The sequence below is a fragment of the Pseudomonas flavescens genome (assembly GCF_013408425.1).
Lineage (GTDB): Bacteria > Pseudomonadota > Gammaproteobacteria > Pseudomonadales > Pseudomonadaceae > Aquipseudomonas > Aquipseudomonas fulva_A.
In genome coordinates, this window is record NZ_JACBYV010000001.1 from 3,659,394 (window position 1) to 3,682,071 (window position 22,678).

The following is a 22,678-nucleotide window of genomic DNA, read 5'->3' on the forward strand; positions in this document are numbered from 1 at the left end:
GGTCGCCCCAGAGCCCGCCCTTTAACCCGATATCAGGCCTCCCATGACTACACCTGCAGAACTGTTGGCACCCCTTCAAGGAAACGATGATCCTGATGCACGTGTGTTGCTGCAGATGGCGCAGGCCGGGGCGGATTTGAGAAAACCGCATGTGCCTGAGTTCGTCTTCGAGGTCGAGAAAGAGTCGGCGGCTCACGCGCTGGCAACCGAGCTGGCAAACCTCGACTACAGCGTGCAGATCTACGCCCCTGAGCAGTCAAACCCGGCCTATCAAGTGATTGCCATACGCACGATGGTGCTTGAGCTGCATGCCCTGATTCAGCTTTCGGAGCGGTTCGAGTCCCTGGCGCAACGACACGGGGCGGTATATGACGGCTGGGGGGCGGAGATCGTCGAGTGAGGCAGGAGCCGGTGGCCGAGGGTTGCACCTCGTAACGAGGTAGCCACTGCCTGCGCGGCATTGCACCGCGCAGGCTCTGTGCTCAGAACGCGATATTGAGCCCCAGACGAACACCGTGGTCTTGGTAACCATCGCCGACCTGCCCGGAGTAACCCAGGTCAAGACTCGCTTGCGGAGCGATCCTGGCGCTGACACCGAGTTGTAGAACCGCGGTGTCTCGGCTCACCGGTACGCCTTTGACGCTGAAGCTGTCGTTGCCAGCCAGACCAAGGCGGCGGCTTTCACTTGGCTCATCGAGCACGTGCTGCCACGCCAGGCTGCTCTGCACACTCAGCGGCACCCCGGCCACGCTAGCTGCTGGGGTGCTGGCACGCAGGCCAAGGCTGGAATAGGTTGCACGCGCCTTCTCGCTATCGCCGCTCAGCGCCGTGCTGCCACCTGTTTCGCGGAAACTGTCGCTGTCGACTTCGACATGGGCCAGGCCGACGAAAGGCTCCAGCGCCAGGTCACCCGCCTTGATCTCATAGCCCAACTCGCCGAACACCTGAGTGGTGCCAACGTTGTAGTCGGCTTTGACATGCTCCTCCAGGCTGCCGACCTTGACGTGGCGGCTGCTGTCCACGTCGCTCCAGGCATGCGAGGCGCCCACGCGCAGATGCAGTGCATCCCACTGCCCTCCCAGATAGGCCGTCAGCGACGTGCTGTCGACCTTGGCCGATGAGTTGCGCGCATCGGCATCCAGATCGCTGTTGCCGTAACCCGCAGCCAGGCCAGCACGCCAGGTGTCGTTCAGCGGCATGTCGATACCCAGCAATGCGCCCTGGGTATTGTGGTCGAGGTCGGCGACATTGCGGTTGCCGTTGCTGTCACCCCAGCTGCCGTAGCCCTGCACCCAGAAGGTCATGCCGCTGTCCGCATCGACATGCAGCACGCCTTCGCTCGGTGCCTGGCTCTGCGCATTGCGCAGGCGCGTACCAATGGCATCACGCACATGGCGGCTGTCATCGAACATCGCGCCGCGGGTGCTGGCGTGGATTTCGCCAGACAAGCTGTCGTATGCAAGGCTCGCCTGATCGGCTCTCAACACCGCGACTGCGTCATACACGCTACCCGCGCCAGCGACATCGAGTGAGGAGGCCACGGCACGCTGGTTGTCGGTCTGTGCAACCGAGGCGAAGGCGATGTCGTTGCGGTTCAGAAGCAGCGTCGCACTGTTGCCCGTGTATGCCACCTGTGGCGTGAGGAAGGCCAGGTTGCTGCTGACGCTGCCGAAGGTACCGTTGAGGCTGGCGGCCTGAATGATGTTGTATTGGGTGTTCGACGCCCAGTTTCCAGCACCCGCCAGAACACTGAGGTTCGCGCCGCCCAGGGAGACGATACCGGTGGCGATGACTCGGTCGGAGCGACCGTCAGGTTCTGCTTCGATGATCAGTGTAGAGCCGCTGTTGAGGCTAAGGTCGCCGTTGATCCTGAGGGTACCGATGGAGTTACCCGGATCGAGAGTCGCACCACTGGCCAGGTTGACGTTGCCGATGATGATACCGTGACCACCAAGCATGGCGCCCTGAGTGACCCCGATGTCGCTGGCCAGGGTGGCCGTAGAGCCCGCTGCTCCGCCGACAATCAGGTTGCCCTCGACTACGGTGGTGCCGTCATCGATCGTCGAATTGCCATTGAGTACCTGCTTGCCAGTACCGACCTTGGTCAATTGACCAGCCCCGCTGATCGAGCCGTCATAGACACTACTGGTCCCGCCGGTGCCCACTTGCAGCGTGCTGCCTGCCGCCAGCGCGAGCGCTCCCGAACCACTGAGGGCGTCGACTTTATTGAGCCCACCGACGCTGACCGAGGCAGTCGTGGCAACGTTCAGATCGGCGTTGCCCAGGGCAGTATTGCCAATCAGGTGCAAGGTACCGTTGAAGATATTCAGCGAGCCGCCGAAGGTGTTGTTGCCGCTCAGGGTCAGCTCAGTGGTGCCCTGCTTGTTCAACGCGCCGTTGCCACTGATAACACCGCTGAGGGTCAGGTCATTGCTACCAGCCAGTGTCAGGCTGCCGTTGAGTTCCAATGCGTTGGCCAGGTCGATGACGGTGCTGTTGTCCAGGGTGGTGCCGCTGACGGTGACCAGTGCTCCGGTCCCCAAGGCCGCATTGCTACCGACCACCAGGGTTCCAGCACCGAGCAAGGTGCCACCGCTGTAGCTGTTGTTGCCGCTGAGGGTCAGCGCTGAGCTACCGGTCTTGATCAGGCTGCCGGTGCCGCTGATGCCCCCGCCGAGGGTCAGGGCGTTGGAGCCGACGAGGTTCAACCCACCGTCGAGCACCACAGCGTTGGCGAGGCTGACGTTGGCACTGCTGTCCAGCGCAGTGCCGTTGGCCGCTGTCAGCACACCGGTGCCGAGCGCCGCATTGTCGCCGACCACGAGCTTGCCGCCATTGAGCGCAGTGCCGCCGGTGTAGCCGTTGGCGGCGCTGAGCACCAGGGTGCCAGCGTCGTATTTGCCGAGGGTCCCCGTACCGTTCAGCGCTACCCCGAGGGTCGCGGTGGCGTTCGGATCGACGCGCACCGAGGCGTTGCCCAACGAACCGTTGAGCAGGTTCAGCGAACCCGCGGTACCGTTCTGCAGGCTGTACCCGTCGGTGACGAATTGCATGCCGGTGATGGTTTGCGCGCCGTTGACTGTCACGCTACCCGCCGCGCCTTGGAATACAGCGAAGTTGCTGGTCCAGACCCGATTGCTGGTGCCGTTGACGTCGGTCCAGTTGGTGGTGCCGGTGCCCCATGCACCGCTGCCGCCATCGACCGCCCCGTTGGCGACCAGTTGATTGCCGTCCCAGAACTGCACAGTAACGCCCGGCACGGTGACCAGCAGGTTGATCTGATTGGCCTGCGCGGTTTGTAGCTGCAGGTCGCCTGTGCTGACGCTGCCCGGTACGGTGCCGATAAGCATGCCGTTGTCGGTCAGGCCGCCGGTGTAGTCGATCAGGCGGTACACGCCGTTGCCGAAACCACCGATGTCGCTGACGTTGAGGGTACCGTCGAGGGTCAGGTTGCCGCCTACGTTGACCAGTGCATTGCCGCCACCGGACACCGGAGTGCCGAGGCCGACATCGAAGTTCGAGTTAGCGCTGAACGCCAGCGAACCCACCGACAGGGTGCTGCCGGTCACGCCAGCCAGATTACCGCCATCGGCCACCGTCACGGCGCCAGTCACTGCGCCGCTACCGCTGAGGGTACCGCCGCTGTTGACCAGCACATTGCTACTGGCCAGCGAACCGTTGACCTGCAAGGTCCCCGCATTGACGTTGGCATCGCCGGTCAGGTCGCTGATGCCACTCAGGGTCACGCTGCCAGTGCCCAGCTTGGTCAAACCGCCGTCACCGCTGAGAACGCCGGCGAAAGTGCTGCTGACGTTGCTGCCGCCGACGCTCAGTGTATTGCCAGTGCCGATCAGCGTGGTACCGCTGCCCGTCAGGCTGGCGAGGCCGGCCGATGCGCCGAGATTGAGCGCCGCGCCACCGCCAAGATTGACCGTGGAATCGTTGCCCAGCGCCGTGCCGCTGAGGGTGGTGAGGCTGCCGGACAGCACATCGAAGGTGCCGCTGAAGGTGTTGTTACCGCTCAACGTCACATCGGCCAGACCATTCTTGGTCAACGTGCCAGCCCCTGCGACCACACCGCCGAGGGTCAGGTTGTTGTTGCCGGCCAAGCTCAGATTGGAGTTGAGGTTGACGTTATTGGCGAGCACCAGCGGTGCTGAATTGTCGAGGGTCGATGCACCCGCCACGGTCAGTGCGCCGGAACCCATCGAGGCTCCAGTGCCGAGTGTCACCGTACCGGCGTTCAGCGTGGTACCGCCGCTATAGGTGTTGATGCCGTTGAGGGTCAGGTTCGACGCGCCATTGTTGATCAATCCGCCCGCACCGCTGACCACACCTGCAAGGGTCAGGTTGTTGCTGCCGGTGTTGCTCAGGTTGGCGTTGAGCACGACGCTGTTGCCCAGGCTCAGCGCACTGTTGCTATCCAGCGCCGAGGCGCCCGCCACGGTCAGGTTGCCCAGGCCCAGCGCCGAGTTGCTGCCAACGGACAGGCTGCCAGCGTTCAGGATGATGCCACCGAGAAAACTGTTGTTGCCGCTCAGAGTCAGGTTGGCCGCGCCGTTTTTGCTCAGGCTGCCGGCACCGTTGACCGTGCCGGCAAGCGTCAGATCCGCCGTGCCGCCAATGCCGAGATTGCCGGCGAGGTTGACCGCGTTGTTCAGCGAGACCCCGGCGCTGGCGTCCAGCGTGGTGCCGCCCGCCGCATTCAATGTGCCGGAGCCCAGCGCCGAGTTCGACGCCAGAATCAGTCCACCGGCGTTCAGCGCCACCGGGCCGAGGAAGGTATTGCTGCCGCCGAGGATCAGGTTGGCCACGCCGTTTTTGATCAGGCCGCCGGTGCCGCCAATCACGCCGCCGAGGGTCAGGGCATTGCTGCCGACCACGGTGAGGTTGCCATTGAGCGCCGCCGCGTTGGCCAGAGTCACCGCTGCGTTGCTGTCCAGTTGCGTGCCGGCATTGGCCGTCAGCGTGCCGGTGCCGAGCGCGGTGTTGCTACCGACGATGATCCTGCCGCCGTCCAGTTGCGTACCACCGGTATAAGCGTTGGCACCGCCGAGCACCAAGGTGCCTGCGTCGAGTTTATTGAGAATGCCGCTGCCATCGATATTGGCGTTGATGGTCGCCGTCACACCCGGATCAACGCGCAACGAAGTGGTGCCGCCTGTGCCGTTGAACGCCGTCAGTTGCCCCGCCGCATCGTTGACTACGTTGTAGCCATCGGTGAGGAATTGCATGCCGGTGAACGCTTGCGTGCCGTTCACCGTCACGGTGCCGGCGGTGCCTTGGAACACCGCGAAGTCGCCTACCCACGGCTGATTGACCAGACCATTGGCATCGGTCCAATTAGTGCCGACCGCACTCCAGATACCGCTGCCGCCATCGACCACGCCGTTGGCAATGGTCTGGCTGCCGTCCCAGTAACGAATGTTGACGTTCGGTGCCGACACTTGAATGTTGATCTGATTGGCTATGCCAGTCTGCACCACCAGATCGCCGAGGCCGTAGCCAACCGGCACGCTGGCGACATCGAGGCCCAGATTGGTCAGGGCGCCGGTGTAGTTGAACAGGCGATATACGCCGACGCCAAAACCGCCGGCATCGGTGACATTGAGATTACCGTTGAGGGTCAAGTTACCGCCAACGTTCATCAGCGACGTGGTCGACGGTGTGCCCAACGCCACATCGACGTTGCTGCCAGCCGCGAGGGTCAGCGCACTGGCGGACAGTAGGTTGCCCGACGACAATGCCAGATGAGCGCCGCTATTGACGTTGACACTACCAATCGCCGAACCGGTGCCGGTCAGGGTACCGCCGGTGTTGACGTTGACCTGCGCACTGGCCAGCGAACCGCTGAGATCGACGATGCCGCCGTTGATCGCGGTGTTGCCTGTGATGCCGTTGATCCCAGTGAGGTTAAGGGTACCCGTGCCGACCTTGATCAGGCCGCCGCTGCCACTGAGGTCGCCGTCGAATGTGCTGGTGACGTTGCCACTGCCGACGGTCAGCGTGTTGCTGCCGGTGAGCTGCACACTACCGCTGCCGGTCAGTGCGCCGAGGCTGGCATCGCTGCCCAGATTGAGGCCGGCGCCAGCGCTGACGTTGACGCCAGAGGTGTTGCCCAGCGCATTGTTGTTGAGGGTAGTGACGCTGCCGGACACGATATCCAGCGCGCCAGTGAAGGCATTGTTGCCGGCTAGGGTCAGGTCGGACAACCCGTTTTTGGTCAGGCTGCCGGCGCCGTCAATGATGCCGTTTAGGCTAAGGTCATTGTTGCCCGCGACGGTCAGCCCAGCGTTGAGCGTCAACGCATTGCCGATACCGAATGCGGCACTGTTATCAAGTGCTGCCGCGCCACCAACGATCAGCGCCCCGCTGCCCAAACCGCTAGCGTTACCCAACGTCAGCGTGCCGGCATTGAGGGTGGTACCGCCACTGAAGGTGTTGTTGCCGTTGACGGTCAGATTGGCTGCGCCGTTCTTGATCAGTTGGCCAGTGCCGCTGGTGACGCCTCCGAGCGTGAGGTTTTGCGTGCCGCCAACGGTCAACGCGGCATTCAGGACGACGACGTTGTTGAGGCTGACCAGCGGCGAGTTGCCGTCCAGCGTTGCAGCGCCAGCAACGGTCAACGCACCGACGCCCAGCGCCGAGCTGTTGCCGACTGTCAGCGTACCGGCGTTCAGCGTGGTGCCGCCGAGGTAGTTGTTGGCAGCGTTGAGAATCAGATTGGCCGCGCCGTCTTTCACCAGACGGCCAGCGCCGCTGACCAGCCCGGTCAGGGTCACATTCGCCGTGCCGCCGATGTTCAAGGCACCGGCGAGCGCCACGGCATTGTTCAGGCTGACGGCCGTATTGGCATCCAGCGTGGTGTTGCTCGCCGTGTTCAACGTTCCGGAACCCAGTGCTGTGTTGCTGCCGACAATCAATTTGCCAGTGTTCAACGCGGTGTTGCCAAGATAAGTGTTGGCGCCGTTGAGGGTCAGGTCGGCAGCGCCATTCTTGGTCAGCCCACCGACACCGGCGACCACGCCACCGAGGGTCAACGCATTGGTCCCCCCCAGGATTAGAGTGCCGGCGAGGTTGACGTTGTTGGCCAGGGTGGCAGCAGTGCTGGCATTGAGCGAGGTGCCATTCGACGCGTTCAGTGCGCCGGTGCCGAGTGCGGTGTTGGAGCCGACCACCAGCGAACCGGCATTCAGCGCCGTGGTGCCGGTGTAGGTGTTGTTGCCATTGAGGGTCAGGCTGGATGCGCCGGTCTTGGTCAGGCCGCTGCTGCCGCTGATCAGGCCGCCGAGCGTCAGTGCTCCCGTGCCGCCAGCCGTCAATGTGCCGCCGAGGCTGATGGCGTTGGCCAGGTTGATCGTGCCCGGTGCGCTCAGCGTTGTCGCGCCGGTGACGTTGAGGGTGCCGGTACTTAAAGCCTGATTGTTGCTGACCTGCACCGTACCGCCATTGAGCGTGGTATTGCCCAGATAGGTGTTGGCAGCGCTGAGGTTCAACTGGCCGACGCCGAGTTTGGTCAGGCCACCACTGCCGGAAATCACCCCGCTCAGTGTGGTCGCGTTGGTGCCTTGCAGCGTCACGCCGCCAGCGCCGAGGGAAATCATATTGCCGATGTTCAACCCGGCATTGCTCGCCTGCAGAATCCCGCCGTTGGAGGTGATCACGCCGCTGCCGAAGGTGGCGCTGTTGTTGAACTGGGCGACACCGCCATTGAGCGTGGTCGCGCCGCTGACCAGAGGCCCCTGCAAGGTCCAGGTGCCACTGTTGAGGGTCAGGTTGTTAAAGTTGACGTAAGTGGCGCTCGAGGCAGTGCCGACACCGGTGGTGCCACCGCCGACGCCGACCGGATTTTGCAGGATCAGGCTGTTGGTGCCGCCGGCGCCGCCATCGACCGTGCCGGTCGGGGCGAAGGTCAGGTTGATGCCGATCAGTCCACCCAGACCTACACTGATCTGCACGCCGTCTCCGACCTGCACCGAGGAACCGGTCACCGCGGTAAAGGTGTTGGTGCTCGCCGCGCCCATCGAGACACCGCCAGTAATAGCACCCGCGTTGGTGAAGGTATTGCCTGCCGCTGACGTCTCGAACGCAACACGACCGTTGATGACGCCGGTGCTGCTGTTGGTCATGCTGACTTGCGAGCCACCGTAGACGCCAATCACCGGCGTATCGGCCAGGGTGATGCCACCGACAGACAAACCGGTTGAGGTGATGGTGCCGTTGTTGGTGATGGTGGTGGTACCGGCAGCGGCATTGTTCACGGCGATGCCCAAGCCGTCGATGCTGGTCAGGTTGAGGCCCAGCAGCATGCCCGTGCCGCGAATGATACCGCTGGCATTGTTGAGCACGCTGACCGTGCTTGTTGCGCCGGTGCCGATGAACGCACCGCCGCTCAACACCGAGACCAGCCCCAGTAGCGCCGGATCGATAGTGCCGGAGTTGTTCAGGGAAATGTTCACCCCGGTCAGGTCCATCACGTGGCCGCCGAGGGTCGCATTCATCTGCGCGCCGGAGTTGACGTTGACCGTCAGGCCGCTGGTAGCGCTGGAGAAGTTGTTGAGAAACAGCGGCAGGCTCGGCACACCGGTGCAGGTAACCGTCGATCCGCTGGTGCTGCAGGTAGCAAAGGCGGTTGGACTGAATCCCGCGCCGAGGAGCAGCGCGGCCAACGCCAACTTGCCTGACCGTCGGGAGCCCTTGCGGCAACGCTTGCTGAGCTCATGAGTGACCGCCCAGCAACCCAACGAAGCATTCCATACCAACGCAAATACGTGATTCATTGCGACCACTTCCTTGTAGTTTGAAAACACTCCCGATGGAGTCATGCGGGACTGAGTGAACAAACCGTCGCTTAAATACAGCAGCAAAAATGAAAAATGGTAGCGCTTGGCCATTTATATTTAAGGTGGCGTCTCCTTTTGCGACGACCGGCAGGCAAAGGCATGTGAGGCCTGTGATCGAATAACTCTCGGGAGGCATGCCTCGGCCAGCCTTCTGAGTATTTCGGAGGGTCACTCGAGCCACCTGTAAGCCAAGGGTATCGATCCGCCAAACCAGAAACGAAAAAGCCCAGCACACTGGCTGGGCTTGCGGCTCACTGACGTTCTGCGATCAGTCGGTCTTGGCGCTGCCTTCTTCCCGATCGGTCATCGCATCCTGATCGGAGCCGGGGTTGCCGGGCGGGGGCGTCCAGTCGACGCGGTGCTTTTTGGCTTCGGACTCGTCAGCGCCCTGCTTGGGCTCGGACTCGGCATCGTCGAGCCCGGAGCCGTGGCCTTGGCCAGCGTCGGGCGTCTTGCGTGATGGGCCCTGGTAAGGCGCTTCCGGGCCGTTGTTGTCTTCGACTGTCATGACAGATCTCCCGTGTCGGCGCGGAACATCCGCACCTATGAATCTGAAGGCACGGGTGGAGATGAAGTGCCATGGCTTCGACGGACGGCAACGATGGGTGGCGATCACGGGCGCGATGCGCTGGCTAGCATCGCATCGCGCCAGGGCGACGCCTACAAACACGCTTTCCATCCTGCAGCGGTGCGGCGCTCGCCCTTCAATCCGCAGCAGGCGCGCCGTAACGCCAGCGGGTGAAGTTGTGCAGGGTCAGCAGGCCGCAGATGACCATCAGCGGGATCAGCAGCACGCCGGAGATGATCGAGCCCCACCAGGCGACGTTGGACTGCCAGGTTCTGCCTTTACCTTCCGCCACGATCACCAGGCGCGTGGCCACTTCGCCAAAGCGCGCATCGGGCGTCAGCACGTTCACCTCGAGGTTGTAGTCCCCTGGCTCCATGGGGATGTGCGAGACAGCGCGGGTGATCTCGTTGCTGCCGTAGCTGGTGAGCTCCTGGGCCACGTCGCCCTGCCCCGCAGAGATCAGTTCGCCTGCCGGTGTGCGCAGCTTCCACGCCAGGGTCATCGGGGCGGGTGGGTATTCGACCCACTGTTCGTTTTCCCAGATCGGCCCGCCGGACAGCTTGCGCACGGTATACAGCGGCAGCTCATCGGTGGAGAACACCACGGCCAGGGTATCGAACTCGAGCGTTCGGGCCTTGACCGGAAATTCCAGGGTGGCGCCTTCATCGAGGCGGATCGGTACGTCCAGCGGCAGCGTCGTCGCCCAGACGGAGAACAGACGAAGCGCGACAACCGACAGCAACAGGCTCAGGCCCAGGCTGCCCCAGAGGATCGCTTTGCTCTTGTGACTCAATGCTCGACTCCCTACAGACCGATCCAACCGAAAAAGAGCTGCAAGGCTACTCGATATGCCTGCGTGGATCACCTTCCGCAATGCGCGGTTCACGCACGCGAGCGCTATGCAGCCTCGACATGACCGGCCCTGCCGGTGTTACCGCCCGCCACCTCTCCCACCCCCAGTGCCCGATTAACGTGCACCTCGCCACCTGTTGCTTCATTAGGTGACACCTCGCCTTTGCCCAATGCCAGGCGCGCCACCCACCACCATTGGCTAACCCGTTGTTGCGCCAGCACAAACACTCGGACGAGCACCTGTGGCTCACTAATTGCTTTGTTTGGATAAACGGATAATTGGATACATTTATTCAGGAAAGCCTATGCACAGCGCTCCGCTCTACACCCACCGCCAGCCCGTTACCGCCGAAGAAGAGGCTTACAACTTTCTGCTCGCGGCGATCTGCGCGGGTCGTTACCGCAAGGGTGACCGCCTGGTGGCCGAGGACATCGCCACTGAAATAGGCACCAGCCGCATGCCCGTGCGCGAGGCGTTTCGGCGCCTGGATGCACAAGGGCTGGTCACCCTGCGACCCAATCGCGGGGCCATCGTCAGTGGTCTGGACATCGAGCAGATGAACGAAGTCTTCGAGATGCGCAGTGCCCTGGAAGGCCTGGCGATACGCGTTGCGACTAGCAAGGTCACCGAGCGGCACCTGACCATTCTGGAGCGGCTGCTCGATGACATGGACGAGTGCCGCGACGACACCGCGCAATGGGTCGTGCGGCACCGCAACTTCCACGAATACCTGTGCAGCCTCAGTGAACGCCCGCGGCTGATGAAGCAGATCGTGGCGCTCTACTCGCTGATCGAGGCACCGATGCGCCTCTGGCTCGAACATGGCGACAAGCCGCTGAGCGGCCGTGAAGAACACGAACAGATTCTGCTAGCGCTGCGCACCCGCGACGCGGACCTCGCCGAGCGGGTGATCCGCGGACACATCGAAGGCACGCTGCCGGCACTGACTCTTTTTCTGCAAGCCGAACAATAAAAAACGGGCCGACCCGAAGCGGGTCTCGCCCAGCCGAACTTCTTGACTGCTGCCCTCCCCATCAACAGCAAACGGAGTTTCACCATGCGCCCTTCGTGTTCCCTCATCGCCGCGGTCACCCTCGGTCTGGCCTCCTCGTTCGCATCGGCCGCCGTGGTGGTGCCCGATCGCCTGAAAGATGCCGACAAGCTGACCTATTGCTCCGGGATGGACTCCCCACCGCTGGTGTCCTTCGACGCGGCGCAGAAACCGCAAGGGCTCGCCGTGGACCTTGGTTTGCAGATCGCCAAACGGCTGGGTGACAAGCAGGTGGCGTGGCGTGTCATTCCCTTCTCCGGGCTGGTGCCTGCCCTGCTGGCCAGCCAGTGCGACCTGATCGTCGATCAGCTGTTCGACAAGCCGGAGCGGCGCGAGGTCATCGACATCGTCAATTACATGTACTCCAGTCAATCGGTGGTGGTCCCCAAGGGCAACCCGAAGGGCATCGAGGCGCTGGACGACCTGTCCGGTCACAAGGTCGCCGTGCTGAACGGCTCGACCATCAAGACCCTGCTCGACGCCGAGAACGAGACACTCGCCAAGGCCGGCAAGCCGCCCATGAAGCTGGTGGTCTACAACACCGACACCGATGCCTTCCAGGCTCTGCGCATCAGCCAGGTAGACGCCTATGGCACCACGGTGGAAACCGCAGGCTACTACGCTGCCATGGCGCCGGACCTGTTTCAGGAAGGCGTACCGGCGTTCGGTCGCATCCTCACCGGCATCGGCATCCGCAAGGACGACCCGCAACTCTCCGCCGCCGTCCAGCAGGTGATCACCGACATGCGTGCTGACGGAAGTTATGCACAGCTGCTCGGCAAGTGGCACGTCGACAGCGACAAGCTGGACTGAGGAGCGGATCGATGAATTTCAATTGGGACATATTCTGGCAGTACCTGCTGCAGCCCAGTGACGTTTACCTGAACGCCCTGTGGCTGACCTGCGTGATCGCCGTTCTGTCCATGACCCTGGGCTGCGTGCTGGGGCTGATCGCGGCCCTGATGCGCCTGTCGGGCAACCCGCTGCTGCAGTACCCGGTGCGTTTCTACGTCTGGCTGATGCGTGGCACGCCACTGCTGGTGCAGATCGTGTTCCTCTACACGGCCCTCGCCGCCGGCGGCATCTTCCGCTTCGAGGACATCGACCTCGGCTGGGTGGTGATCCCTGGCAACATCCAGGCAGCGATCATCGCCCTGGGCCTCAACGAAGGCGCCTACATGGCGGAAATCATTCGTGCCGGCATCGCGGCGGTGGACAAGGGTCAGTACGAAGCCGGGCGTTCGCTGGGCATGACCTTCGCCAAACTCATGCGCCGCATCGTGCTGCCCCAGGCGTTCCGGGTCATCGTGCCGCCGCTGGGCAACGAGTTCAACGTGATGCTCAAGAACACCACGCTGGTCAGCGTGATCGGCGTGCAGGAGCTGCTGCTCAGTACCCAGATGATCACCTCGGCCACCTTCCGGGTGTTCGAGCTGTACCTGGTGGTGGCGATCTACTTCCTGCTGCTGACGACGCTCTGGGGCTTCTTCCAGAGCTGGCTGGAGCGGCGCTTCGGGCAATCCGACCGGCGCCCCGCCACGGCCTCGAAGCGACTGTTCGGCAGCTACACGGCAAAACTTCTGAGGGGGCGTTGAGATGCACAGCACGAGTCAGGAGTCGGTCATCGAGGCCCTGGATATCCACAAGTCCTTCGGCGACCTGCAAATCCTCAAAGGCGTGTCACTGCGGGTGAAGCGCGGCGAAGTGGTGGTACTGATCGGCGCCTCGGGCTCCGGCAAGACCACCTTCATCCGCTGCATCAACCTGCTCGAAGAGATCCAGAGCGGGCGCATTCGGGTCAATGGCCAGCCGATGGGCTACCGCGAGCGTGCCGACGGTTCGCTGGTGCGCGACAGCGAGCGCAACATCGCTCGGCAGCGCCGCGACATCGGCATGGTATTTCAGCGCTTCAATCTGTTCCCGCACATGACCGCCCTGGAAAACATCATCGAAGCGCCCATCCAGGTACTGGGCGTTGCCCGCAAGGCGGCCCTCGAACAGGCCCGCGCCCTGCTCGCCCAAGTGGGCCTGGCGGACAAGGCCGATCACTACCCGTCGATGCTTTCCGGTGGCCAGCAGCAGCGCGTGGCCATCGCCCGGGCGCTGGCGATGAAACCCCAGGCCATGCTCTTCGACGAACCCACCAGCGCCCTGGATCCGGAAACCGTCGGCGAAGTGCTGCAGGTGATGAAGCAGCTCGCCGAGCAGGGCATGACCATGGTGGTGGTCACCCACGAAATGGGCTTCGCCCGCGAAGTGGCCGATCGGGTCGTGGTGCTCGACCAGGGCGAACTGATCGAAGAAGGCCCGCCGCAACAGATTTTCAGCAACCCCACCCATCCTCGCACTCAAGCCTTTCTCAGCCGCGTGCTGTGAGCCTTATCAGGAGATGACGATGCGTTTATCGAAACTGTTCGCAGCACTGTGTTGTGCCACCGTTGCGCCCATGGCACTGGCCGCCGCACTGGTGGTGAAGGTGTACAACTGGTCGGACTACATCGGCCCCGAGACGCTGAAGAACTTCGAGAAAGACAGCGGCATCAAGGCCCAGTACAACATCTTCGACACCAACGAAATGCTCGAGGCCAAGCTGCTCTCCGGGCGCTCCGGCTATGACGTGGTGGTGCCCTCCAGCCAGTTCCTGTCCAAGCAGATTCGCGCCGGTGCCTACCAGCCGCTGCAACCCGAACTGCTGGATAACTGGAAGCACCTCGACCCGCGCCTGATGGAGCGCCTGGAAGCGGCCGACCCGGGCAATCGCTACGCCGTGCCCTACATGTGGGGCACCGTGGGCATCGGCTACAACGAGGAAAAAGTTCGTGCCGTACTCGGCAAGGACGTGCAACTGGACTCCTGGTCCATGGTCTTCGACCCGCAGAACCTGGCCAAGCTGAAAAACTGCGGGGTGGCCTTTCTCGACGCACCGGTGAAGATCATTCCCCAGGCCATGCTCTACCTCGGCCTGGACCCCAACAGCGTCAAGCCCGAGGATTACAAGCAGGCCGCCAAGCTGCTCACGACCCTGCGCCCCTCGGTGACCTACTTCAGCTCGTCGAAATACACCGCCGACCTGGCCAATGGCGATATCTGCGTGGCCATCGGTTACTCCGGCGATGTGATCCAGGCGCGCAGCCGCGCCAAGGAAGCCGGCAAGCACACCGATATCCGTTACCTGATCCCCAAGGAGGGGGTGAACCTCTGGTTCGACATGCTGGCGATCCCCAAGGATGCCGGCAACGTCGCCAACGCACATGCACTGATCAACTACCTGCTGCGCCCCGACGTGATCGCGCCAATCAGCGACTACGTGGGCTACGCCAACCCCAACAAGGACGCCACGGCGTTGATGGACCCCAAGGTCAGCGGCGATCCCGGGGTCTACCCCAGCGATGACGTGATCGGCCGAACGTTCGTTTCCGCCGACCTGCCGGAAAACATCCAGCGCCTGATCACCCGTGAATGGAACCGGATCAAATCCGGCCAATGAATCCGTTTCGAAGAGCTTCCGCCATGTTGAAATTCTCTGCCCACGAATACCCCTACCCTTCGCAACGCCAGAGCGTCTTCGCCCATCGTGGCATGGTCGCCGCCTCTCAACCGCTGGCCGCCCAGGCCGGCATCGAAATCATGCAAAAAGGTGGTAACGCGATCGACGCCGCCATCGCCACGGCGGCCGCACTCACCGTGGTCGAACCCACCGGCTGCGGCCTGGGCGGCGATGCTTTCGCGCTGGTCTGGTGCAAGGGCCAACTGCATGGCCTCAACGCCAACGGCCATGCCCCCGCGGGCCTGAGCATCGAGGCCGTGAAGGCTGCCGGGCATGAGCAGATGCCGCTGTATGGCTGGACGCCAGTCACCGTACCGGGCTGCCCTTCGGCCTGGGCCGAGCTGTCGCAGCGCTTCGGCGCTCTGCCCTTCGCCGACCTGCTGCAACCGGCCATCAGTCTGGCGCGAGGCGGCTTCCCGGTGTCGCCGGTGGTCGCCCACCAATGGCAGATCGCGCTGGACGAATTCAGCCCGCATCGTGATGCAGCACTGGACGCCTGGTTCGACACCTTCCTGATCGATGGCCGGGCGCCGAGGGCGGGGGAAATTTTCCGTAACGAGGCGCAAGCGCGCACCCTCGAAGAACTGGCCAGCAGCCAGTGCGAAAGCTTCTATCGCGGGGCCTTGGCGCAGCGTCTGGATGCTCATGCCAGGGCCACCGGTGGTTATCTGCGCGCCACTGACCTCGAGACCTATCGAGCGCAGTGGGTGGAGCCGATCCACGTCAATTATCGGGGCGTGGATGTCTGGGAAATCCCACCGAGCGGACAGGGGCTGGTGGCCCTGATGGCGCTGAAGATTCTCGAAGGCTTCGACTTCGATCACCGCGACAGCAAGCGCACCTGGCACCGCCAGCTGGAAGCCATGAAGCTGGCCTACAGTGACGGCCTGCACTACATCACCGACCCCCTGCACATGCGCGTGGCGGTAGCCGACCTGCTGAGCGACGCCTACAGCGAGCGGCGGCGCGGGCAGATCGGTGAGCAGGCGCTTGCCCCGGCCCATGGCGATCCCCACGCCAGCGGCACCGTGTACCTGGCGACGGCCGACGCGCAAGGCAACATGGTGTCGTTCATTCAGAGCAACTACCACGGCTTCGGCTCCGGTGTGGTGCTGCCCGACAGCGGCATCGCCCTGCAGAACCGCGGCCAGGAATTCAGCCTCGATCCGCAGCACGCCAACTGCCTGGCGGCGGGCAAGAAGACCTTCCACACCATCATCCCCGGCTTCCTGACCAAAGGCGGCGAAGCCATCGGCCCGTTCGGGGTGATGGGCGGCTACATGCAACCGCAAGGGCACGTGCAGATGGTCATGAACCTGGTGGACTTCGGCCTCAACCCGCAGGCGGCTCTCGACGCGCCTCGCTGGCAATGGCTGGGCGGCATGAAGGTCGGCATCGAACAGGCCGCCTCCCGGGACCTGGCCAACGCGCTGAGCAGAATGGGCCACGACGTGCAGATCGCCTGTGACTCGACCGACTACGGTCGCGGGCAGATCATCGTTCGCGACCCGCGAACCGGCGTTCTGTGCGGCGGCACCGAGCCACGGGCCGACTCGCACATCGCCGCCTGGTAACGCCTGCCGTCAGGGCTTGTGCCTGCCCTGGCGGCCCATCCGGTCGGCGCCGGATGCCCCTCACTGCGGCTGAAGAAGCCGCTCAGCGTTATCGCTCGCACCACTCGTTGCCCTGCCTGAAATGCCGGTAAGCGGCCTGACTCAGGAGGAGAAGTCGAGGCGCTTTTCACGGACGCCCTTTCGGCCAAGCGCGAGCATCACGATCATCAACAGACAGCCAATCACAATGGCGCTCGAAGAGAGGATGAAGATGCTGTGCCGATCGTTGCCCTCGATGATGAACCCCAGCAGGGTGGGCGCTGCAGCCGCAGCGGACACCTGCACCACACCGACCAGTTTGGTCAGGCGGCCATTGGGGTCGTGGGTCACCACCGAAGACATGTAGTAGGACAAGGCCAGGTTCCAGCCGAAGTTCATCAGGAACACCGCCAGTGCCAGATCCATGGCAGCGTGGATACTCGACGCGAACATGTACACCGAAACCAGCACGGCCAGCGAACCGGTGAAAATCATCGGCACGCGGCCAAGGCGACGCCCCAGCAGGCTGGGCAGCGCCGCACCGGGCAGGCCGCCGAGCAGACCAACGCTGATGGCCCAGCCGATATCGACCGGGGCCACGCCCGCGTCACTGGCGATGCCCTCGACGAAGCCCCACAGCGAGTAGATCGACAGTTGCAGGAACAGCATGCCGAGCAACGAGCAGACACCGATGACCGTCAGCCCGGAGAACAGGCGATCGGTGGATACCCGCTGCTCTTCCTCGCTCTGCCTGGTCGGCAGGCAGAAGCACGCCAGGCACACCAGGGCGAACCAGCCCGAAAGGTAGTAGATCGCCCCGTAGAAGCCTTTGACCTCGGCGATCATCGGCAACACCGCAGCACTGAAGGAGAACATGCCAGTCTGCACGAACAGCAGAATGCCGTAGGAGCGATCCTGGCCGCTCATCCTGCCCAGGCAATAGATCGCGTAGGAATACAGCACCCCGGAACAGACTCCCGAAACGAAGCGCAGCAGCATCAGAGTATCCAACTGGGCCACACTGGCGGTGAACAGGTTAGCGGCCAGAAGCAGCACAGCGCCGCTCAAGGCGATGGTTCGTGGGCCGAGAAAACGGATCATCGGCAGGTACAGCAAGGTTCCGAAGATGGACGCGCACATCTCGGCCGACATGACCCAACTCTGCTGAGATAGCGTCAGTGTCAGACGCTCCGTCAAAAGCCCCATGAAGATGGGTTGCACACCGATGGCCAGAATCGAGGCTGCGGCGATGAAAATGCACGCTGCGCGCATGGCAGCTGGATGACTGATGTTCATTATTCGTACCCGCCGGCAAGGCGTCGAACGCGCATGCCCGCTTCAGAAAATCCATGGATCCCGATTGGGGAAATTCGCTCAGGCAAGTCGGTAGCAGTGGATGAGCACCTGGTTCGCTCGGGGATAGGTCGCCTGCCCGATGAACGCGCTACGGGTCAGCCACTCGAGGCGCCCCCGTGGCACCTGAAATCGCGGCGAGCAGGTGCAGCGGTACGCCTGCTGCGGCACGGGCCAGATGCCCTGGGCCTCGAGCCGCCGCCCCTCATCGTCCAGGACCAGCAGGCCGGTATTACGGATATTGATCAGCTCTCCCCTATCGGTGAGCAGGCTGTAGCGAGCATCCAGTTGGCCAACGCCATCGCCACGCTGGAGATAGAAATCGGCGCCGCTGGCGAGCACCTCGCCTTGAATATCCAGCCCGTCGAAGCGCCCGCCAAGTATCCGGAAATTGCTTCGCTGCCCGCCCTCGCATGGCCCCATGTCATCGGCCTCGGCAATCATCACCTGCAAGGTCATCACCCACTCCAGGGCCGGCACGGCGAGCCCGGTTTGCGCTGTGGTCGTCATCACGCACTCCTCTGCCCGACAAGGGCATCATTGGCTCGGCTAGTAGCGATACGTGAAGTAGAGTTCAACGGCGCTGAAGCGCTCGTCGTCTCCGAACACCTGCCTGGCAGCGGACTTGGCCGTGACCCAGTTGTAAGACAGAGAGCTGTAGAAGCGCGGCGTCGGCGTCCAGTCGAGAAATACCACGGTCTCATCGGCGAATCGCCGATCGCTCACCGGTGCCCCCTGGAAGTTCTTTTCGTCCAGCCAGAACTGGTAGTGGATGGCCCCCAGGGTGAAGGTCTCGGATAGGCGATTCTTGATCGAGAACTGCTGAACCCGCTCGTTGCTGTTGAACAGCAAGTAGTTGCCAACCACGTCGCCTACCAGCCAGGTGCTCCAGTCGATGAAGCCCTTGCTCAAGGGATCCCAGGATTTCTGCTTGTTGTCGGTGAGGTCATCATCGCCGGAAAACTCGGCATAGCGATAACCGAGCGTGGGCGTGAATGGCACCGAGTCGAACAGGTAATCGGCCTGGGCGTACCAGGCGCTGGCATCGTAATCGACGCCCTCGCCACTACCCCGTTCGACGGCGTACTCGGCATTCAGCGTCAATGCCGGTACCCCGGGAATCTTGCCGCGCAAGGCACGTACGTTATAGACCTGCATGCCATCGCGGCGGCTACGGTTGGTGCCCTTGCTCGCCAGGGAATCGACCTTCATGGCCATGGCACCGAGCGTGACCTGGCCGTCGAGGTCATAGTCGAGGTTGGCGCCCGTCATGCGGAAGTTGCCCATCCGGTCATCGGTGCGCAAGCTGAACGCCTGGGACTGCAGCCCGCCATGGCTCCAGGCGAGGATCGCCGAATCCTTGAAAGCGGTTCTGGGGCCCAGCCAGTAGGCCCCATCGTCGAACATATCGAGGTTGCCATCCATGACGATGAAGCCGCTGCCGATCATGTAGTTCTGGCGGCCGGCGGTGAACTTCCAGTCACCGGCGCGCAGCCCTGCGTACAGTTCCTCGGTCGCCAGGTCACCGTCGGAGCTACGCGTATTGCCGCCGGCGTCGCCATCGCCAAGGGTGGTTGCCGCTATCACCGAACCACCGGCTATCAGCCCTACGCTCTCGTTGAGCGAGTAGTCCAGCGTGACGCCCGGCTTGATGTAGAACTCTTGCCAGTCGACCTTCTTGCCGTCATTGCGTCCGCTGCGGATGTCGGTGCGGCCAGCACCGAAATTCACGCCGCGAGTGCTGACGGTCGCGCCGCCAGCAGTGAGGTTGACCTCACCTTTCAGGTTACCTTGCTCGAAGGCATAGCCAGCCAGGGTCGACTGACTGGCCAATGGAAGCCCGAGTGCGAGTAGCACGCAGGGAACGCGTTTTGCCGTGTGCATGTGAAGCTCCTGTGCCGTTATTTTTGTATTACAGGGCAGTAAAAAGTGGCGCAGTTGGCCACTGAACACCTGACGCAGCAGGTGGGAACGCAGGCAGGCCGGCGCTCCGTGATCTTCTAATCGATAGGTGTCAGTGACTGAGTTCTGCAGCAATGGCTCTGAGCATGCGGACGCTGTCCGCATCCAGGTCAGTGACCGCTTCGGGCAGCGACGACTGCTTGACGATCACCACCTGAGCGGCAAGGTCGACGAACAGGTACTGACCGTGGATCCCCCCCGCCATCAAGGCCCGGCCATGGTCGTTGAACACGTACCACTGGCTGCGGTATGACGCGCCTGGCGTCCACTTGGAAAACTCTTTGTTGCCGGCATAGATCTCGCGATCGCCCCCCTCGGCAATGGCCTTGATCGCCTCTGCGGCGATCAGCTGACGGCCATCGACAACGCCCTCGTTCGCCAGCAGCAGGCCGAACCTGGCCATGTCGCGCAGCGTGGCGCTGAAGCCGGCGCCGGCAACCGCCCGCCCCCATGGGTCGGCCATGAAATAACCATCACGCTCGCAGCCCAGCTGCGCCCAGATGGCCTGCAACTGCCTGTCGCAGGCGACACCGCTGGCCCGCTCCATCACCCACGCCAGAGCTTCGGTGGTGGCGGTCACGTAATGGAAGAAACCGCCGTGTTCACCACGTTTCTGCAGCGATGGCAGGTACTGGTAGAGCGACTGGAACTGAGCGTACTCGGCGGGCGCAGGCTGGAAACCGCAGGCATAGCCGTACTGCGAGCTTTCCGAACTGGGATCGTCGTACACCTCGCTGTAGGCGATCCCCACCGCCATATCAAACAACTGGCGCACCGTCGCATCGGCAAAGGCTCCGCCACGCAGCTCGGGTACGTAGTCTTGCGCCTGGGCATCCGGGTCGAGCAGCCCTTGCTGCACGAGCTGCTCGCCGAGTACGCCAATCAGCGACTTGGTCACCGAGAACATGATGTGTCGATCATCCGCTCCCTGGCCGTTGAAGTAGCGCTCATAGACCACGGCACCGTTGTGCATGACCAGAAACCCATCGGTCTTGCTGGCCAGCAAGTGTTCGATCACGTTGACCGACACCCCGCAAACGCTCGTGAACGCCAGCCCCTCCAGTGCCACAGGCGCCTGCGGCAGCTGCGAGGCGGGGCCGCTACCTGCCGCCACATCGATCGTCGGCCTGAGCCGTGCCAGGTTGCGAAACCCCCAGCGGTTGAACGGCGGAAACATCCAGTTCTTCCAGGTGACCCGCGCCTGCGGAGCAGCAGGGAACCCCTGCATCAGCGTCGCTTGCTGCTGTTCGGCTTTGCACACCGCGTGGGCTTCCAGGTACAGCGAAGCGAGGGAGCGGTCGAGAATCTGATTCATCTGACGAATCCTGAAAATGGCTCTGCGTTGGAACAGATGTGAGGAAATAATTAATCCTAATAAATTCTTTAGTCAATAAAATATTTGTCCATAAAAAGCTTAGCGAGCTATGATCGAGATAACGATTCAGTATCTGAGGAGCAACGGTGAGCGGATTGCGCGAGCGCCAGAAGGAACTACGCCGCAATGCCATTGCGCAGGCGGCCGTGACGCTCTTCCAGCGCCAGGGGTTTCGAGAAACCACCATCGAACAGATCGCCAGCGTTGCCGGTGTTTCTGCGCCGACGGTGTTCAAGTACTTCGGCAGCAAGCAGGAAATCATTCTCGAGATGCTCAAGGAGGCCGACCGCCGAGCCATGCTCGACCTGCGCAAGCGCATGCGCGATTTCGATGACCCGGTCGACACCCTCTGCCATCTGGAAAGCCTGCTGGTGGGCTATGCCCTGGACGTGCTGCCAGCCGCGCTCTGGAAGGAATTGCTGCCCCTGGTACTGGTAGGCGGCGACAGCGGTCTGCCGGCTGCCTACCGGAATATGAACAGCGGCCTGCAGGCCGAAATCGCCACCGTTCTGCGTGACCTGCAAGCCGCTGGCAAGCTGCGCCCAGACCTGGACGTCACGCTGGCAGCCTTTCTGCTCAACGACTATTCGCACCTGCAACTGCTGCGCCTCACCTCCAGCGAACAGATGGACATGGCGGCCCACGCAGAGACCGTCCGGTCGACCACTCGGCTGATATTCGAAGGGATGCGCAACCTTGGCTAACGGCTGAGCCGCACGCCATTCAGAGGGCCAGTCGCCAGCGCCTTGGCGATGTCAGTGGCGTATCGCCCGAATGCTGCGAATGTCGGAAAAGAACAGCTCGTCCGGGTAAGGGCTGGGGTCATCGACGGCCTTGGTCATGAAGTAGGCCTCGTCGAAAACGCCCGCCATCGGTAGCACGACACCCACCACGTGCACGCGATACCAGTATGACCGGGGTTCATCATCCCACTGCAGTTCGACGAGTACCGTCTTGCCCATATAGGCCAGGGCATGGGCTGCATCTGGCAATGGCGTCTGATCGGACATGGCGTGTGGTCTCCTCCTTGATACCGGTTGCGAATGGCCACTGGCTGAGCCTGCGCGATAGCCAAGTGCGTGTGCCCGGTGGGTTCCTTCCATCGGGTGGGCCTTTGCTGCACTATGCGAGTTTGCACTGCAGCATGGACGCAGCAAGCGCGAGCCACTATCCAACCCACATTCGTAATATACAACTATCGCAGTGTTATTTGTATATTACGACAGTAAATTACCAGAATATTATGGAATCAATAGACGACCGCATTAGAGCGCTTGTTGATAAGGCCGGCTTGGACGAGCTGGTCAAAAGGACTGAAATCGGCGCAGTTCGCTGGAGAACTGTGCGCTATGACAAGCGGACTCGAATCAGCACCCGCGAGGTTGAAGCGCTGGTCAGCTTGTATCCCCATTACGCGCTCTGGCTCGCGAAAGGAGAGATAGCTCCGCAGATCGGGCAGACGAGTCCCGACTACGACGACGCCAACCGAACCTGATCATTGCATCGCAAGATGGCGATCTCTCAACGAGTCGCC

17 protein-coding genes are annotated in these 22,678 nt (G+C 62.7%); 9 read left to right on the forward strand and 8 right to left on the reverse strand.

Going from position 1 to position 22,678, the window contains the following annotated elements:
* Positions 1-43: 43 nt before the first annotated feature.
* Positions 44-400 (forward strand): ribonuclease E inhibitor RraB, encoded by a 357-nt coding sequence (locus FHR27_RS16365; RefSeq protein WP_179539077.1) that lies wholly within the window; start codon positions 44-46, stop codon positions 398-400.
* Positions 401-482: 82 nt separating this feature from the next.
* On the opposite strand, the gene FHR27_RS16370 is transcribed toward FHR27_RS16365, so the two are convergent.
* From FHR27_RS16370 to FHR27_RS16385, 3 genes are all read right to left on the reverse strand, one after another.
* Positions 483-8,780: an autotransporter-associated beta strand repeat-containing protein gene (locus FHR27_RS16370; RefSeq protein WP_179539078.1), complete on the reverse strand. Its 8,298-nt coding sequence runs from the start codon at positions 8,778-8,780 to the stop codon at positions 483-485.
* Positions 8,781-9,111: 331 nt separating this feature from the next.
* Positions 9,112-9,351 (reverse strand): hypothetical protein, encoded by a 240-nt coding sequence (locus FHR27_RS16380; protein ID WP_042556399.1) that lies wholly within the window; start codon positions 9,349-9,351, stop codon positions 9,112-9,114.
* A 196-nt stretch (positions 9,352-9,547) separates the two neighbouring features.
* On the reverse strand, positions 9,548-10,204 hold the full coding sequence (locus FHR27_RS16385; protein WP_042556398.1) for a hypothetical protein: 657 nt from the start codon (positions 10,202-10,204) through the stop codon (positions 9,548-9,550).
* A gap of 364 nt (positions 10,205-10,568) precedes the next feature.
* Here FHR27_RS16385 and FHR27_RS16390 point away from each other — a divergent pair, with 364 nt between their 5' ends.
* The 6 genes from FHR27_RS16390 to FHR27_RS16415 all read left to right on the forward strand — a co-directional run bounded on the left by FHR27_RS16390 (position 10,569) and on the right by FHR27_RS16415 (position 16,436).
* A complete protein-coding gene (locus tag FHR27_RS16390) occupies positions 10,569-11,237 on the forward strand; it encodes a GntR family transcriptional regulator (RefSeq protein ID WP_179539079.1) in 669 nt (222 codons plus the stop codon).
* 84 nt (positions 11,238-11,321) lie between these two features.
* Positions 11,322-12,128 carry an ABC transporter substrate-binding protein gene (locus FHR27_RS16395; protein WP_179539080.1) on the forward strand — a complete coding sequence of 269 codons (807 nt, stop codon included), beginning with the start codon at positions 11,322-11,324 and terminating at the stop codon, positions 12,126-12,128.
* A gap of 11 nt (positions 12,129-12,139) precedes the next feature.
* The gene (locus tag FHR27_RS16400; RefSeq protein WP_042556395.1) at positions 12,140-12,910 is read left to right on the forward strand and encodes an amino acid ABC transporter permease; all 771 of its coding nucleotides are present in this window, start codon (positions 12,140-12,142) and stop codon (positions 12,908-12,910) included.
* A gap of 1 nt (position 12,911) precedes the next feature.
* Positions 12,912-13,691, forward strand: coding sequence for an amino acid ABC transporter ATP-binding protein (locus tag FHR27_RS16405; protein ID WP_179539081.1), 780 nt, complete (start codon positions 12,912-12,914; stop codon positions 13,689-13,691).
* Positions 13,692-13,710: 19 nt separating this feature from the next.
* The gene (locus FHR27_RS16410) at positions 13,711-14,802 is read left to right on the forward strand and encodes a polyamine ABC transporter substrate-binding protein (RefSeq protein WP_179539082.1); all 1,092 of its coding nucleotides are present in this window, start codon (positions 13,711-13,713) and stop codon (positions 14,800-14,802) included.
* Between the two features lie 23 nt (positions 14,803-14,825).
* Positions 14,826-16,436 (forward strand): gamma-glutamyltransferase family protein, encoded by a 1,611-nt coding sequence (locus FHR27_RS16415; RefSeq protein ID WP_042556392.1) that lies wholly within the window; start codon positions 14,826-14,828, stop codon positions 16,434-16,436.
* A gap of 141 nt (positions 16,437-16,577) precedes the next feature.
* On the opposite strand, the gene FHR27_RS16420 is transcribed toward FHR27_RS16415, so the two are convergent.
* The 4 genes from FHR27_RS16420 to FHR27_RS16435 all read right to left on the reverse strand — a co-directional run bounded on the left by FHR27_RS16420 (position 16,578) and on the right by FHR27_RS16435 (position 21,084).
* Positions 16,578-17,750, reverse strand: a complete 1,173-nt coding sequence (locus FHR27_RS16420; protein WP_179539083.1) for an MFS transporter — start codon at positions 17,748-17,750, stop codon at positions 16,578-16,580.
* A 78-nt stretch (positions 17,751-17,828) separates the two neighbouring features.
* A complete protein-coding gene (locus FHR27_RS16425) occupies positions 17,829-18,317 on the reverse strand; it encodes a DUF3237 domain-containing protein (RefSeq protein ID WP_179539084.1) in 489 nt (162 codons plus the stop codon).
* Between the two features lie 39 nt (positions 18,318-18,356).
* Positions 18,357-19,691 carry an alginate export family protein gene (locus FHR27_RS16430; RefSeq protein WP_179539085.1) on the reverse strand — a complete coding sequence of 445 codons (1,335 nt, stop codon included), beginning with the start codon at positions 19,689-19,691 and terminating at the stop codon, positions 18,357-18,359.
* A gap of 130 nt (positions 19,692-19,821) precedes the next feature.
* Positions 19,822-21,084, reverse strand: a complete 1,263-nt coding sequence (locus tag FHR27_RS16435; protein WP_179539086.1) for a serine hydrolase domain-containing protein — start codon at positions 21,082-21,084, stop codon at positions 19,822-19,824.
* 146 nt (positions 21,085-21,230) lie between these two features.
* On the opposite strand from FHR27_RS16435, the gene FHR27_RS16440 reads away from it, so the two are divergent.
* Entirely contained in the window at positions 21,231-21,848 is a 618-nt protein-coding gene (locus FHR27_RS16440; protein WP_179539087.1) for a TetR/AcrR family transcriptional regulator, read from the forward strand.
* A 51-nt stretch (positions 21,849-21,899) separates the two neighbouring features.
* Here FHR27_RS16440 and FHR27_RS16445 read toward each other — a convergent pair whose 3' ends face one another.
* A complete protein-coding gene (locus FHR27_RS16445; protein WP_179539088.1) occupies positions 21,900-22,154 on the reverse strand; it encodes a hypothetical protein in 255 nt (84 codons plus the stop codon).
* 233 nt (positions 22,155-22,387) lie between these two features.
* Here FHR27_RS16445 and FHR27_RS26960 point away from each other — a divergent pair, with 233 nt between their 5' ends.
* Entirely contained in the window at positions 22,388-22,639 is a 252-nt protein-coding gene (locus FHR27_RS26960; protein WP_257027109.1) for a hypothetical protein, read from the forward strand.
* The last annotated feature ends 39 nt before the right edge of the window (positions 22,640-22,678 follow it).